This is a genomic window from Sporomusa rhizae (genome assembly GCF_041428845.1).
GTDB classification, from domain to species: Bacteria; Bacillota; Negativicutes; order Sporomusales; family Sporomusaceae; genus Sporomusa; species Sporomusa rhizae.
In genome coordinates this window covers 2,727,689-2,743,057 of record NZ_CP156925.1, presented here as the reverse complement: position 1 = coordinate 2,743,057, position 15,369 = coordinate 2,727,689, and the positions used below count along the sequence as shown (strand labels likewise).

Below are 15,369 nucleotides of genomic sequence, written 5' to 3'. Positions count from 1 at the left end.
GGGATAACATGGGAAACTATATTAGTCTCAAACCGACTACCAAATTATCAGGAATAGTCAACATTCCTGGAGATAAATCGATATCACATCGCAGTATCATGCTGGCCAGTCTTGCAGATATTCCCGTAACGGTTACCAACTTTCTGCACGCTGCCGATTGTTGGTCGACCGTCAATTGTATGCGAGCACTAGGAGTAACGATCGACCAGAATAAGGAAGGGGATCTAACCGTTACCGGTAATGGCTTTTATGGACTTAATGAGCCCTGTGATGTGCTTGATGCCGGCAATTCTGGAACCACTATGCGGCTATTAACAGGCCTTTTAGGCGCTCAACCGTTTTTTTGCATTATGACTGGTGATGCTTCATTGAAAAAGCGTCCAATGGGACGAGTTATAGCACCCTTAACAAAAATGGGATTAAATATTATCGGGCGCGAACAATCCCGTTATGCTCCGCTGGCACTTACAGAAGCAGAACAAGTTACAGGTATAGAATATGATATGCCTGTAGCCAGTGCCCAAGTGAAATCGGCAATTTTACTGGCTGCGCTATACGCAAACAGCCCAACCGTTATTACTGAACCTATGCCATCACGTGACCATACTGAACGGATGTTCGAAACGTTTGGTATACCGATAAAACGCTCGGGCAAATCCATCATAATCGATCCGGTAGGGCAGATTTGGGCCCCCGAACGTATCAACGTACCTGGTGATATCAGTTCAGCCGCCTTTTGGTTGGTTGCTGCCACGATTATTCCTAATAGTCAGTTGCTATTGGTTAACGTAGGTATTAACCCTACTCGCACAGGTATTATCGACATTCTTAAGTTAATGGGTGCAGATATAACGATTACCAATGAACGTTGGAGCGGCCGTGAACCGGTAGCTGATATCATAGTTCGGTCTGCTAACCTGACAGGTATAACAATTGAACCGGAAATAATTCCCCGTCTTGTTGACGAAATACCAATATTGGCTGTAGCGGCTCTGTTTGCTGAAGGACAAACCGTTATCAAAGGCGCAGAAGAGCTTCGTGTAAAAGAAACTGACCGGCTGAAAGCCATAACCCTTGAACTCAATAAAATGGAAGCTCACCTTGTTGAAACAACAGATGGCCTTATTATAAATGGCCCCCAAAAATTAAGCTTTGCTAAATGCATCTCCCATCACGATCATCGTATGGCGATGTCTCTGGCCATTGCAGGAATCGCAGCTCAAGGTGTTGAACTCGTAGAATCGGATTGTGTTAAAATTTCTTATCCTGACTTTTTTACTGTTCTCGAAAAACTAAAGCAGGATTAGCAGGAGGTTACTATGAAACGTTTGAATATTGCAATTGATGGACCAGCTGGTGCAGGAAAAAGTACTGTAGCCAAACTTGTAGCACAAAGATTAGGATATATCTATATCGATACAGGTGCTATGTACCGGGCAGTTGCTTGGCAGGCCATCAATAACAAGATAGAATTAGACAGCACAGCTATTGCTAACCTTGCTCGCCAACTCGAGCTAAAACTTGCATATATAAATGGAAAAACCGAAGTAGCAGTTAATGGCCAAGACATTACAGAAGCTATCCGTACCCCGGAAGTTAGCAGAGTGGTAGCAAAAGTGTCCCAGGTTCCTGAACTGAGGGAGATCATGTTGAAGCTTCAGCGGGATATGGCCAAACAGGGCGGTGTTGTCATGGACGGCCGCGATATCGGAACTCACGTTCTGCCTAACGCCGAAATAAAAATCTTTTTAACAGCTTCCATTAGTGAAAGAGCCAAACGTCGGTGGCAGGAGCTAACAGCTAAAGGATATAGTATAGACTTAACAGAACTCGAAGCAGAAATTGCTTGCCGTGATAGAGAAGACTGTGAACGCGAAATTGCCCCGTTGATTGCAGCCGCTGATGCAGTAACAGTTGACACTACTTCCTTATCGATTGAAGCCACTGTAGAAAAAATATTAGAATTATGCGAGGAGAAATAGACCGTGTATGGTTTGGTTCATGTTATACTAACTACTTTTTTCTCAGTTTTTTTTCGCTTCAAAGTATCAGGGCTTGAGAATATTCCCGCTAGCGGTGCAATTGTTGCGGCAAATCATATAAGTCTTTGGGACCCGCCTGTCGTTGGTTGTGCAATGCCCCGGCAGCTTCATTTTATGGCCAAAGAAGAGTTATTCAGAAATCCGGCATTTAACTGGCTGATCCGAAAATTAGGTGCTTTTCCTGTAAAGCGTGGTTCTCCTGACCGAACAGCAATCCGGAATGCGATAACGCTTCTTCAAGAAGGTTCTATTCTCGGAATTTTTCCGGAGGGCACCCGGAGTAAAAATGGAATTTTAGGTGCGCCAGAACCGGGATTGGCCTTAATAGCAATAAAAGCAGGGGTTCCCATTATACCTACTGCGGTTATCGGAACCAATAAAGTATTCTGCGATGGACATATACTCCCTCAGTTCGAAGTACGTTTTGGTAAACCAATTGTACTTAAGAGAGAAAATGATGCGAAAGAGAGTATGGAAGCCATGAGTAACAAAGTCATGATCGAAATTGGCCGTCTTCTACAAACAGACAACACGAATAAGCAAGGTTAGCCCATGGAAACCTATGCAATTGGAGTATTGGACACTAATTTATCAATAGTCTTAGTTCAACGTATCTCGATAATTGCGGTTTTCGCCTATGTATTATCACACACACAAGCCTTCCGTTTAATTTTTAAAGAAAATGCAACTCTTCGTGAACAGCTATTATTGATATTTATTTTTTCGTCACTTTCGATTGCCGGTACATATTTTGGTATACCGATTGAAGGGGCAATTGCTAATGTTCGGGATACTGGTACTATTGCTGCCGGTCTTCTTGCTGGCCCGCTGGTAGGAACTATTACTGGGCTGATTAGTGGTTTGCATCGCATTTATTTAGGTGGTTTTACAGCACTTCAATGTGGCATTGCGACCATAATTGGTGGTATTCTAGCCGGCTATATCCATGTGCGTATAAAGCCAAAATCACCGGAATGGATTACCGGCGTAATTACCGGAGTTGGTGTTATCTTACTTAGCATGGCCTTTATATTGTTATTTGTTAAACCTTACGAAGCCTCTTGGTCGCTTGTCTCACAGGTAGCAATACCCATGTCATTGGCGAATGCTATCGGCATTGCTATTTTTATGATTATTATTCATAATGCCAGAGAGCACCAGACTAAAATAGCCGCACTGCAAACTCATAAAGCTCTTAAGATAGCTAACGTCACACTACCGCATTTTAGACAAGGACTTAACCCAACATCAGCAGAAAAGGTGGCTGCCAATATATTAAATATGACTTCGGCTGCAGCAGTAGGAATTACCGATCTGGAAAGGGTATTAGCCCATGTTGGCCTTGGAAGCGATCATCATACTAAAGGCATGCAAAAATTTACTAAACTGACGCAAGCGTGTTTAAGTCAACGGCAAGTAACAGTAGCACAAACGCAAAATGAAATTGGGTGTAATGTTCATGACTGCCCTTTAAAATCAGCCATCGTTGTACCGCTGTATTGCCGGGATGAGCTTGTGGGTACTCTAAAAATTTATTATGCTCACGAAGAAGCGTTGACTGCTCTCGATATCGAATTCACACAAGGTCTTGGCCAGGTTTTTAGTACACAACTTGAACTGGCCGCTCTGCAGCACAAGGCTGAACTAGCGGCAAAAGCAGAGCTGAAAGCTCTCCGCGCCCAGATTAATCCCCATTTTTTATTTAATGCACTTAATACCATTGTATCTTTTTGTCGTACTAATCCTGAAAATGCCCGCAGTCTCTTAATTGAGCTAAGTGATTTCTTCCGGCGCAGTTTAAAAACTGCCCGTGATTTTGTCACCCTCAAAGAAGAACTTGAACATGTCGATTCCTATCTGACTTTAGAACAGGCTCGCTTTGGAAACAGACTTACTATTGAACAAGATATTGCCCCTGATGCACTTGATGTCTTAATACCAACATTTACACTTCAGCCGTTAGTAGAAAATGCGGTAAAACACGGTCTCTTAGCTAAAACAGACGGGGGTACTATAAAAATCTCCGCAAAAGTAATTGAGAAGCAGGTCGAAATTTCAATAACAGACAATGGGCTAGGCATACCACTAGATATACAACAGCAGATATTACAATACGGTTTTGGCAAAGGAGCCGGTGTAGGTTTAACCAATGTTAATGAACGCCTTAAAGCTATTTATGGCCCTAAACATGCACTTAGTATCAATAGCGTGGAAGGTAAGGGGACAATAGTAATAATTCATATTCCTATTGGCACGGAGGTTGTAGTTAATGGCTGACCAATTACGAACAATCAGAATAGTTATTGTCGATGATGAAGAGCCGGCGCGCAGCGAATTAAGATATCTGCTGGAGCAATTCCAAGATGTTGAAATTATTGGCGAGTTTTCAAATGGTGAAGCAGCAGTCAAAACCATACCATCCTTAAATCCACATTTAATTTTTATTGATATTGAAATGGCAGGTCTGAATGGTATTCAAACGGCAGAAAAGATAAATACCTCCAATGTTATACCATTACTTGTTTTTGCTACTGCACATGAGGAATTCGCCCTAAAAGCATTTGAGCTTAATGCCGTGGATTATTTACTAAAACCATTTTCGGCAAAGAGAGTAGCGCAGTGCATTGAAAAAGTCCGCACAATGCTGGCTGAGGTTGTAAAAACAAGTCACGATAAACGAGAACCGAATTCAATACCAACCTATAGCCTCCAAAAGCTGGCTATTGAACATAACGGTAAAGCTTCGGTAATCGATACAAGGGATATTGTTGCTGCCTATTGTAACGAAGGGCAATTATCTATTCGTACTTCCGATAAATGCTACTATACAAACATGCCCCTCCAGGATTTGCAGTCGCGCCTGGATGATCGTTTGTTTTTCCGAACACATCGTGCCTACCTTGTTAATATCGAAAAGATTAGAGAGATAATTCCTTGGTTTAACGGTACTTATAATCTAATCTTAGAGGGTTTCACAGAAGAGATTCCCGTCAGCCGCCAGCAAGTCCCAAAATTAAAAAAGATGTTTGGTTTATAAAGTAATGTAACTATGTAAACTGACTTGTGCTATTGACCAGGACGACAGTGTATTTCGCCCTGGTTTTTTGTCATTTCACCACAAAGCTGTTGCCTGGTAAATATACCATGTTGTATTATTTAAATATATAGAAAATTCATTCTCAATATTAAAAAAATTGGTAAAGGGGGGAGTATCAGGTTATTTATTGTTACCATGCGATAACTTTCTCTATGGAAATCTTGAAAGGAGGACTTATTCATGAATTCAGTTAGTTTATTAATTGTTTCCGTTTGCGTGTATGTATTAGCTTATCGCTATTATTCCGCATTCATTTCGGCAAAAGTTCTTGCTTTGAATGATGCCAACATAACCCCTGCCTATCGCTGCAATGACGGCAGAGAATTTGTACCAACCAACAAATGGGTGTTGTTTGGTCATCACTTTGCTGCAATTGCCGGCGCCGGTCCGCTTGTCGGCCCAGTATTAGCTGCACAATACGGCTGGGGTCCCGGCTTTGTGTGGATTCTTTTAGGTTCAGTTTTTGCCGGTGCAGTTCACGATTTCATTATTCTTTTTGCTTCCGTACGTCATAATGGGCAATCCTTGGCAGTTATTGCCCGCCGTGAAGTTAGTCCGCTAACCGGTGTAACCACTTCATTATCAATTCTCTTCATTATTATTGTAGCTCTTGCTGGTTTGGCTATCGTAGTTGTAAATGCCCTGTTTAAAAATCCTTGGGGTGTTTATACATTATTCATGACCATCCCAATTGCAATTGCCGTTGGTCTTTATATGTTCAAAATATGCCCGGGCTCCATTCGTTCTGGTTCTATTGTCGGCTTCCTTTTGGTATTGGCCGCTGTATTTACAGGTCATTGGTTAAGCCCCGGACAGCCTTGGTCCGGAATTGCCAGCATATTTGACCTTACTAAGCAGCAATTATCCCTCGCATTACCAATCTATGGCTTCTTTGCAGCCGTTCTTCCGGTATGGTTTCTGTTAGCTCCCCGTGACTATTTAAGTTCCTACATGAAAATCGGTACAATCTTAGCTTTGGCACTTGGTATTCTTATTGTTCAACCTACCGTTAATATGCCTTTTACCACCAGATTTATTGATGGTGGCGGACCAATTATTCCCGGACCGTGGTGGCCGTATGTATTCATTACTATTGCCTGCGGTGCTATTTCCGGTTTCCACTCCCTTATCAGTTCAGGTACTACACCTAAGATGATTGAACTTGAATCTCAAGCACGTCTGATCGCCTATGGTGGTATGCTCACCGAGGGCTTTGTTGCTGTAATGGCTGTTATTTCAGCAGTTGTACTCATGCCCGGTGATTATTTTGCAATCAATAGCCCAGCAGCTGTTTTCGCTAAATTGGGTATTCCTACCGTTGAAATCAAAGAATTATCCCGTCTGGTACAGATGGATGTAGCTCATCGGCCTGGTGGCGCCGTATCGCTTGCAGTTGGTATGGCTCACATCTTCTCAACCATCGGCGGTATGAAACACCTCATGAGTTACTGGTATCAATTCGCTATTATGTTTGAGGCGATGTTCATTCTAACCACAATTGATGCCGGTACCCGTGTAGCTCGTTATATCCTCCAAGACATCATCGGTACTTACCTGTACTCTCCACTTAAGCAAACTAACTGGTGGCCTGGAATTCTCTTTACCAGCGCTATCGTAACTTTCAGCTGGGGCTACCTGCTCTATAGCGGTGACGTTGCTACCATTTGGCCGCTCTTCGGTGTTGCTAACCAGCTCTTAGCAGTAGTTGCTTTGGCACTTGGTACTACTATTATCCTAAAAATTGCTCCTAAAAAATCCTATGCTTGGATAACTTTTGCGCCGCTTGCTTTCTTAACGGTAACAGTTATCGCTGCAGGCGTAATGAACGTACAAATGTTCTTCAACCGTGGTGATACCTTAGGCAATACCAATGGTACTGTAAGTGTTTTCCTTATCATTCTGGTAATTATCACCTTGCTTGATTCCATTAGACTGTGGCTCAAGCTATTAAAGAATGATAAGCCTATCGGTATGAACACAGAAATCACCGCTTTCACTTGCCCGGTTGACAATAAGCCTAATATTCCAAGCTAACAGTTGATAGGTAATGCAACCTAATGAACCGCCACTACTACAGACTTTGTCTGAGTAGTGGCGGTTTTGGTTTGCATTTTATTTGAAACACTAGAACAAAGGGGTTATAATAAAAAGATGAGTATGCCAAACACTACCAACAGGAGGCTTTTATGAAAATATACCTGGCCGAACACCGGGGTTTTTGTTATGGAGTAAACCGGGCTATTGATATTGCCTTAAACGCTAGAAATGAAAAGTTACCGGTACATACTTTAGGTCCGATTATCCATAATCCACAAATGGTAAGCCGCCTAAAGGAACAGGGTATTGACGTAGCCGAAAAACTCACAGACATTTCCACCGGCAAAGTCATAATCAGATCACATGGCGTTGGGCCTGACGTTTATAAACAGGCTGAAGATAAAAACTTGGATGTGGTTGATGCCACCTGTCCACATGTAAAGAAAGCGCAGCAAGCGGCGTATAACCTGCTGCAGGCTGGCTATCAGGTTGTTATTATCGGCGAAGAGAATCACCCAGAAGTTAAAAGCATATTTGCGTGGTCCAATTCTAATGCGCATGTAATAGAAACTAGTGAGGACGCAAAAGCACTGCCGGATTATCCACGGCTTGGAGTAGTAGCACAAACTACATTCGCTGCCGACAAATTCCTTACCATAGTTAAAATTCTGGAAACAAAATGTGACGAACTAAAGATTGAACGCACTATTTGCACAGCAACTGATCTTAGGCAGCAAGCTGCGATCGATTTAGCCAAAAAAGTAAATGTCATGATCGTAGTAGGGGGTAGAAATAGTGCTAATACGGCAAGATTAGCAAATGTCTGCCGGGATACTGGCTGTACAACTTACCATATAGAATCAGCAGCCGAATTAAGACCAGAATGGTTCTCTAATGTACAAGCCGCCGGAATTACAGCCGGTGCGTCAACCCCTGATTGGGTAATTGAGGAGGTATATAGTAAAATGGAAGAAATGAGCCTAGGAAATGTTGTTAAACTGGAAACCGGCAGTGTAATAAAAGGTACTGTTGTAGGTATTCGCCATGATGAAGTATTCGTCGATATTGGTTATAAGGCGGAAGGCGTCATTCCCCTAACTGAACTTGCATATCCGACCCCGCAAGCGGCTGCTGATGCCGTAACCCTAGGTCAGATCATTGACGTTTTGGTAGTAGAGGCGGAAAGTAGCGACGGCCAAGTTAAACTGTCCAAAGTACAAGCCGATAAAATTACTGCCTGGGATAAGTTGGAGACGGCGTACACCACCAAACAACCAGTCGAAGCTAAGATAACCGAAGTGGTTAAAGGTGGACTCGTGGCAGCAGTATTTGGTATACGCGGCTTTATTCCCGCGTCACAGGCAGATGCGCGTTTTGTTGAAGATTTAACTCTTTTTGTTGGTCAAATCATTCAAGCATTGCCAATCGAAATTAATAGAGAAAAACAAAAGGCTGTTCTTTCCCGTAAACAACTTCTGCTCGCTGAAAAAGAGGCTAAAGAAAAAGAGATATTTGCGAAACTGTCTGTAGGACAGACTATTGATGGTAAGGTAAGCCGTTTGGCTAACTTTGGAGCATTTGTTGATATTGGTGGAGTAGACGGACTTATTCACATCTCTGACTTATCGTGGCAGCGGGTTAAATCCCCGGATGAAATAGTCCATGTTGGCGATGAAGTCAAGGTTGTCGTACTTAAGGTCGACCTTGAAGCCAAAAAATTATCACTAAGCTTGAAAGATGTTGAGCGTGACCCTTGGTATGCGTCCGCTGATAAGTTGACTATCGGATCAATCGTGGCCGGTAAAGTTGTCAAAATTGCTAAATTTGGTGTTTTTGTTGAGTTAATAGACGGTATTGAGGGCTTAGTACATATCTCAGAGTTATCCGAAAAACGAGTAACCAACCCGGAAGAGGTAGTGAGTATTGGTAATCAAGTTTCTGTCAAAATATTAAGTATCGATCAAGAAAATAAACGAATCGCACTTAGTATTGCCCAGGCCGAACAAGACAAAGAAAGAGCTGAATTCAGCGAATATTTATTTAAGCAGCCTTCAGCTTCGTCCGGAGTTACGCTGGGTGATAAATTTGGGCATTTGTTTAAGCGGGAGGACTAAAATAAAGCATGTTACGGCAGTCACGCAAACTTGAACACATAAAGTACTCCATGTTATTAGAAGATGGCCCGGCGGCTGCCGGATTTACTGATTTTCACCTAGTCCATAATTGCCTGCCTGACTTGGCTTGGTCTGATATTCATGTCGAGACGGCTATAGCAGGTATTCCACTGACACAACCTATCATTATTAATGCCATAACCGGCGGTGCCGAGGACGTTACATCGATTAACCGTGAATTAGCGGAATTTTCTTCTCTCACGGGCGCGGCTATGGCCGTAGGTTCTCAATATGCTGCCATCGAAGATCCCGCTGTCGCTGCTTCTTATAAGATTGTAAGAGAAGTGAATCCTGATGGTATACTATTTGCCAATCTTGGTGCGCATGCTACCTTGGATGCTGCCCGCTATGCCGTTGAAATGATCGGGGCTCAGGCCATACAAATTCATCTTAACGCCGGACAAGAAATTATTATGAGTGAAGGCGACCGAGATTTTAGCGGCTATTTGGCACAGATAGAAATGATAGCAAGCCACGTTGATGTGCCGGTAATTGTTAAAGAAGTCGGCTGCGGCATTGCGCATGAACAAGCTAAAGCACTAAGCAATATTGGCATTAAAGCTATAGATGTAGGCGGTACAGGAGGCACAAATTTTCTTGCTATCGAAGCAGCCCGGAGTAAGTTGGAATTGAACAAAGATATGCTGGAGTGGGGTATCCCTACCGCAATTTCAGCGGTAGAAACAATTTCGACTGCCTCACCTATTGATGTTATTGTATCAGGCGGCGTACGAACACCGATAGATGTCGTAAAAGCTCTTACCATCGGCGGTAAAGCAGCAGGTATTGCCGGACCTGTACTTAAGATATTACGGCAAAAAGGAATCGAAGGTGCGGTCAGCTGGTATAATGATTTTATTACAGATATTAAACGCTATATGCTCTTGGTAGGTGCTGGCACGCTGCAAGACTTGCATTCTACGCCAATCGTAATTACCGGGTTCAGCCGCGAATGGCTCAATCTTCGTGGTATTGATACAACCCCATTCGCCAATCGAAAAAAACGTACAAAAAGCATGGTCAAATGACCATGCTTTTTGTATTAATACGGCAAAGTTAGTACAAACTAGATTTGACACGTTAACATCAAGGCTATGAGGTGAAAAACATGACTAATATGCCACTTGGTATGATTTTGCTATTAGTTGTCAGTGTACTGGTTTACTTTGGGTTAGCACAGCGAATCCTGGATCGTATGCGGATGACTGATAAACAAGCATTACTATTTATTGGGGGTATTGTTGTCGGCAGCTTTATTGACATTCCAATTATGCGTTCTCCCATGCAAATTACCATCAATGTCGGCGGTGCTATATTGCCTGTTGCTCTCTGCACTTACCTAATTGTTAAAGCTGATGAAACAGCCGAAAGAGTACGAGCAATTGTTGCTTCAGCACTGGTTGCAGTGGCGGTTTCTTTAGGCTCACGCTATTTGCCGTATGAACCCGAAAATATGTTTATGGATCCCAAATTAATTTATGGAGTAACAGCAGGTTTAATTGCCTATATCGCTGGGCGTTCACGCCGCAGTGCCTTTATTGGCGGCATACTAGGGATAGTTTTAAGTGATATTATTCATATCATAACACTATACGGTGTTGGCGTTCCCGGTACAACGTCTATCGGCGGCGCAGGAGCATTTGACGTAACTATTATCGCCGGTATCGTTGCCGTTATGATAGCCGAGTTAGTAGGAGAAACCAGAGAAAAACTGCAGGGTGGACCCGTTCTTGGACCAAATCGCCCGGAAGGATTGTATGAGTTCAGCAAAGAACTGCATCCCAACGAGAAGCAAGGTGATAAACCACAGACTAACCAACAAAATGAAACAAGTAATAAATCCTCCAATAGCGGAGGTGAACACAATGAAAACTAGGCTTAGTATACTTATACTCTTAGGGTTTTTGCTTATCGCTGTAAGCGGCCTAGCTTATGCTAACGAACACAATGACGGCGGCTATTCGACTATAGTAGATGAAGCAGGCAACGCTGTTTATTTGACAGGCTGGCAGGTGCGTGTAGGTGATCAGGTACTTACTGAAAACAATCGTCGTTATGAAGTCGTCCGTATAGAAGGCAATATTGCTCATGCAAAATTGGTTGGCGAAGTAAACCTGACCATGTATGACCCTAACAATCAAGGAATACTTACTCGTTTACAATCTTTTCTCCAGCCGTCTATTGCTAAAGCGCAAGGTGGCGGCAAAGTCTGCATCTATCATACCCACTCTGACGAATCATACGTACCTACCGACGGCAAGGAAAGCATCTTAGGTGCTGGCGGTATTTACAAAGTTGGCGATGCATTTGCCGCGGGCTTAGAAAAGAATGGCATAACTGCAATTCACTCCCAAGCCAAACATGATCCACATGATGATATGTCATATGAACGTTCACGTCGAACCGCTCTCGACTTAGTAAAAAAGGAACAACCTGATGCGATATTCGATGTTCATCGGGATGCTGTTCCACCGCAAGTGTATTCAGCAAATATCGACGGTCAGAATGTAAGCAAAGTTCAATTAGTTGTCGGTAAATATGGTCCGAGCGGTAAACAAATTGAAGACTATGCTCTTCAAATTAAAGCAGCAGCAGACAAACAGCACCCCGGGTTGATAAAAGGGATATTCTTCGCCAAAGGCGGCGACTATAATCAAGATATTCACCCACGTTCTATGCTTCTTGAAGTTGGTGCCCACACGAATGATAGAGAGTCGGCAGAAAAAGGGGTTGCACTATTTTCTGACGTAATACCCACAATCCTGGGAAAATCCAGTGCTCCCACCGGTACTAATGCAGCTGGCGCTAATAATGCAGCAGGCTACGCGGGGCTGGGATCGGCGGCTGGCGGAGCCTCTGGTGCTACTAAGTCTATGGGTTGGATTTTAGGAATTTTAATTGTAGGCGCTGCCGCTTTCTTGTTCTTAAGTACCGGCAGCATGAAAGAGGCAGGCGCTAAACTTAAGAATTTTGCCTCTAATGAATTTGCTAACTTTTTTGGTCCCAGAAAGCGTCGTAGTGCTGATAAAGATTCCAGGAAGTCTGAAAAAGACGATGAGAAAAAGTAAAGTAACAATCAGGCAGGCTATGTCCTGCCTTTTATATTTTTTTTTAAACAGAACATTTTATTTTACCGTTTAATACTACGCTTTGCAGGAAAATATATCTACTAACGGAATATTAAAAGAAGGGGGGAATACTTTGACATATAAAGGCGTTATATCTAAAGTCAGAAATGACAGTATCGGTGCTGAAATCGGCCTAATCCCCGGTGACTGTTTACTAGAAGTAAATGGAGAGGCTGTTCAAGATATTATTGATCTCAGCTTTGCCTTGGCTGAAGAAGAAATTGAACTGCTGATAGAGCGAATTTCTGGTGAACAGGAATTAATAGCTATTGAAAAAGAATTTGACGAAGATTTAGGGTTAGAGTTTGAAACTGCTGTATTTGACAGGGTTCGCCCGTGTGCGAACAAATGTATTTTTTGCTTCGTTGACCAAATGCCGCCAGGAATGCGGGACAGCCTGTATATCAAAGATGACGATTATCGACTGTCTTTTTTATATGGTAATTTCATAACACTTACCAATCTAGGTCCTCGGGATCTTAACAGAATTGCCAGACTGCATTTATCACCGCTCTATGTTTCAGTACACACCACGAACGGTGAACTAAGAGAGAGGATGCTCGGTGGTAAACAGGCGGGTAAAATAATGGACCAACTTACAGAGTTGGTAGATAAAGATATTAGCCTTCACACCCAGGTAGTGCTATGCCCAGGCTACAATGATAGCAAAGAATTAGAAAAAACTATCAGCGATCTATATGCTATGCATCCATCGGTGCTGTCATTAGCTATTGTTCCGGTTGGACTTACGCGCTACCGTGACAATTGTCATCCTTTAACCAAGTTTTCGCCTGAAGCAGCAGCGGAAGTCATTAAAATTGTTCACAAATGGCAAAAAAAATGCCGCAAAGAAAGCCAGGAATCCTTTGTATATCTGGCGGATGAATTTTACTTAGCTGCCGGTAAAGAAATCCCTGGTTACGAATCCTATGACGAGTTTCCGCAACTAGAAAACGGCATTGGGCTTGTTCGTAGTTTTCTGGCTGAATGGGAAGAAGCACAAGTAACCGCTAGTGGTTATGATCAGCCACATTATATTGATGTTGTTTGCGGTGTTTCTGCAGAAAGAATCCTTTCACCGCTTCTTGCTAATTTTTCAATTCCCAATTTAACAGTTCGAGTTATCCCTGTTGACAACAAGTTTTTTGGCCGTGATGTCACCGTAACGGGCCTATTAACCGGCGGCGATATAATTAATGCTTTGGAAAAACTTTCGGAACCGCGGGCGGGTATTATAATTCCAGGAGTAGCCCTTAGAAAAGGTGAACAAGTTTTCCTGGATAATCTCACACCCGATGCTATTGCCGATGAACTTAAAGTGCCTATACGCAGCGCTTATTCTGCCCAAGATTTAAAACAATTGCTTGCCGCTTGGCGATAGCAAGCAAGTTATGATGTAACAGGTAAATCCGACACTCTTATTTCATCAAGTATATATAGGCAATGGTAAAGGAAAAACTACGGCTATATAATAAGCATAAGCAGCCTTTAGCCTGACATTCTGGTATACTAGGAATAGATTTTTATAAATGTACAAGGTGGTATTCAATGAGTAAACCAATCGTTGCAATTGTTGGCCGGCCTAATGTCGGTAAGTCTACACTATTTAATTATATTGGTAAAAACCGTCTATCCATCGTTGAAGATATGCCCGGAGTTACCCGTGACAGAATTTATATGGATGCCGAATGGCTGGGACGAGAATTTACTATGATTGATACAGGCGGTATTGAATTTGAAACCAATGACAAAATTCTTACTGCAATGCGCAATCAAGCCAAACTAGCCATTGACGAAGCTGATGTTATCATGTTCATTGTCGATGGCAAAACCGGAATGACTTCAGCGGATAATGAAGTGGCCATAATTTTGCGTAACACCAGAAAACCCGTTTTGTTAGTAGTTAACAAAGTAGACAATATGAAAAATGAAGCCGATATCTATGAATTTTACAATCTCGGTTTAGGCGACCCAATTGCCATTTCGGCTACTAATGCCCTTAATATTGGCGATATGCTTGACAGACTTGTTGAAAACATGCCGCAAGAACATACTGAGCAAGAAGACAATGATCAAATTAAAGTTGCAGTTATTGGGCGGCCTAATGTCGGCAAATCATCTTTGGTGAATTCAATTATCGGTGAAGAACGGGTTATCGTCAGTGACATCCCTGGCACAACTCGTGACGCAATTGATACACACTTTACTAAAGACGGCCAGGCTTATGTTTTGATCGATACAGCCGGTATGCGCCGCAAAGCAAAAATCGATATGCCGGTCGAACGTTACAGCGTTATCCGTTCCTTACGGGCTGTCGACCGTTGTGACGTCGTATTAATGGTTATCAATGCCGAAGAAGGCGTAACAGAACAAGATAAAAAAATTGCCGGTTATGCCCATGAAGCGGGCAAAGCCAGCGTAATTGTCGTTAATAAATGGGATTTAATTGAAAAAGACGGTAAAACATCACTAAAATTTACCGAAACAATTCGTGAAGAACTTGGTTTTATGCAATACTCACCGGTGCTGTTTACCTCCGCGCTTACTAAGCAAAGGGTTCACCGGGTAACTGAATTAATAAAATATGTAGCTGAACAACATTCCATGCGGGTAGCTACAAGCGTACTTAACCAAGTAATTGAAGATGCCACTGCAATTAATCCACCGCCGTCAGAAAGAGGCCGCCGTCTCAAAATTTATTTTACCACTCAACCTGACGTTAAGCCGCCTACTTTTATTTTCTTTGTCAATGACCCAGAGATTATGCATTTTTCGTATTTGCGCTTTTTAGAAAATAGACTAAGAGAAGCGTTTGGGTTTGAAGGCACTCCACTTAAATTAGTGGTTCGTGGCCGCAAAGAAAAGGATGAGTAACAAATAGGAGAGTGGAA

The 15,369-nt window shown here is 42.6% G+C and carries 12 protein-coding genes; all 12 read left to right on the top strand.

Features of this window, described 5'->3' with window-relative positions; translation table 11 throughout:
- Positions 1 to 8: 8 nt before the first annotated feature.
- The 12 genes from aroA (at position 9) to der (ending at position 15,352) form a co-directional block, all read left to right on the top strand.
- Positions 9 to 1,307 carry a 3-phosphoshikimate 1-carboxyvinyltransferase gene (gene aroA, locus SRRS_RS12755; RefSeq protein ID WP_371369358.1) on the top strand — a complete coding sequence of 433 codons (1,299 nt, stop codon included), beginning with the start codon at positions 9 to 11 and terminating at the stop codon, positions 1,305 to 1,307.
- Positions 1,308 to 1,319: 12 nt separating this feature from the next.
- The gene (gene cmk, locus SRRS_RS12750; RefSeq protein ID WP_371369357.1) at positions 1,320 to 1,982 is read left to right on the top strand and encodes a (d)CMP kinase; all 663 of its coding nucleotides are present in this window, start codon (positions 1,320 to 1,322) and stop codon (positions 1,980 to 1,982) included.
- A 3-nt stretch (positions 1,983 to 1,985) separates the two neighbouring features.
- The gene (locus tag SRRS_RS12745; RefSeq protein ID WP_371369356.1) at positions 1,986 to 2,591 is read left to right on the top strand and encodes a lysophospholipid acyltransferase family protein; all 606 of its coding nucleotides are present in this window, start codon (positions 1,986 to 1,988) and stop codon (positions 2,589 to 2,591) included.
- Between the two features lie 3 nt (positions 2,592 to 2,594).
- Positions 2,595 to 4,319, top strand: a complete 1,725-nt coding sequence (locus SRRS_RS12740) for a LytS/YhcK type 5TM receptor domain-containing protein (protein ID WP_371369354.1) — start codon at positions 2,595 to 2,597, stop codon at positions 4,317 to 4,319.
- A complete protein-coding gene (locus tag SRRS_RS12735) occupies positions 4,312 to 5,079 on the top strand; it encodes a LytR/AlgR family response regulator transcription factor (protein WP_371369353.1) in 768 nt (255 codons plus the stop codon). Before SRRS_RS12740 ends, SRRS_RS12735 begins: the two co-directional genes overlap by 8 nt.
- A 240-nt stretch (positions 5,080 to 5,319) precedes the next feature.
- Positions 5,320 to 7,173 (top strand): carbon starvation protein A, encoded by a 1,854-nt coding sequence (locus tag SRRS_RS12730; protein WP_371369351.1) that lies wholly within the window; start codon positions 5,320 to 5,322, stop codon positions 7,171 to 7,173.
- A 152-nt stretch (positions 7,174 to 7,325) separates the two neighbouring features.
- Positions 7,326 to 9,290, top strand: a complete 1,965-nt coding sequence (locus tag SRRS_RS12725) for a bifunctional 4-hydroxy-3-methylbut-2-enyl diphosphate reductase/30S ribosomal protein S1 (protein ID WP_371369349.1) — start codon at positions 7,326 to 7,328, stop codon at positions 9,288 to 9,290.
- Between the two features lie 8 nt (positions 9,291 to 9,298).
- A complete protein-coding gene (fni, locus tag SRRS_RS12720; protein WP_371369347.1) occupies positions 9,299 to 10,378 on the top strand; it encodes a type 2 isopentenyl-diphosphate Delta-isomerase in 1,080 nt (359 codons plus the stop codon).
- A gap of 80 nt (positions 10,379 to 10,458) precedes the next feature.
- Complete coding sequence (locus tag SRRS_RS12715; protein WP_371369345.1) at positions 10,459 to 11,226, top strand: DUF1614 domain-containing protein; 768 nt, start codon at positions 10,459 to 10,461, stop codon at positions 11,224 to 11,226.
- Positions 11,216 to 12,418 (top strand): stage II sporulation protein P, encoded by a 1,203-nt coding sequence (gene spoIIP, locus SRRS_RS12710; protein WP_371369344.1) that lies wholly within the window; start codon positions 11,216 to 11,218, stop codon positions 12,416 to 12,418. Before SRRS_RS12715 ends, spoIIP begins: the two co-directional genes overlap by 11 nt.
- Positions 12,419 to 12,551: 133 nt before the next feature.
- Positions 12,552 to 13,859: a DUF512 domain-containing protein gene (locus SRRS_RS12705; RefSeq protein ID WP_371369342.1), complete on the top strand. Its 1,308-nt coding sequence runs from the start codon at positions 12,552 to 12,554 to the stop codon at positions 13,857 to 13,859.
- A gap of 167 nt (positions 13,860 to 14,026) precedes the next feature.
- A complete protein-coding gene (gene der / locus SRRS_RS12700) occupies positions 14,027 to 15,352 on the top strand; it encodes a ribosome biogenesis GTPase Der (protein WP_371369340.1) in 1,326 nt (441 codons plus the stop codon).
- Positions 15,353 to 15,369 lie beyond the last annotated feature (17 nt).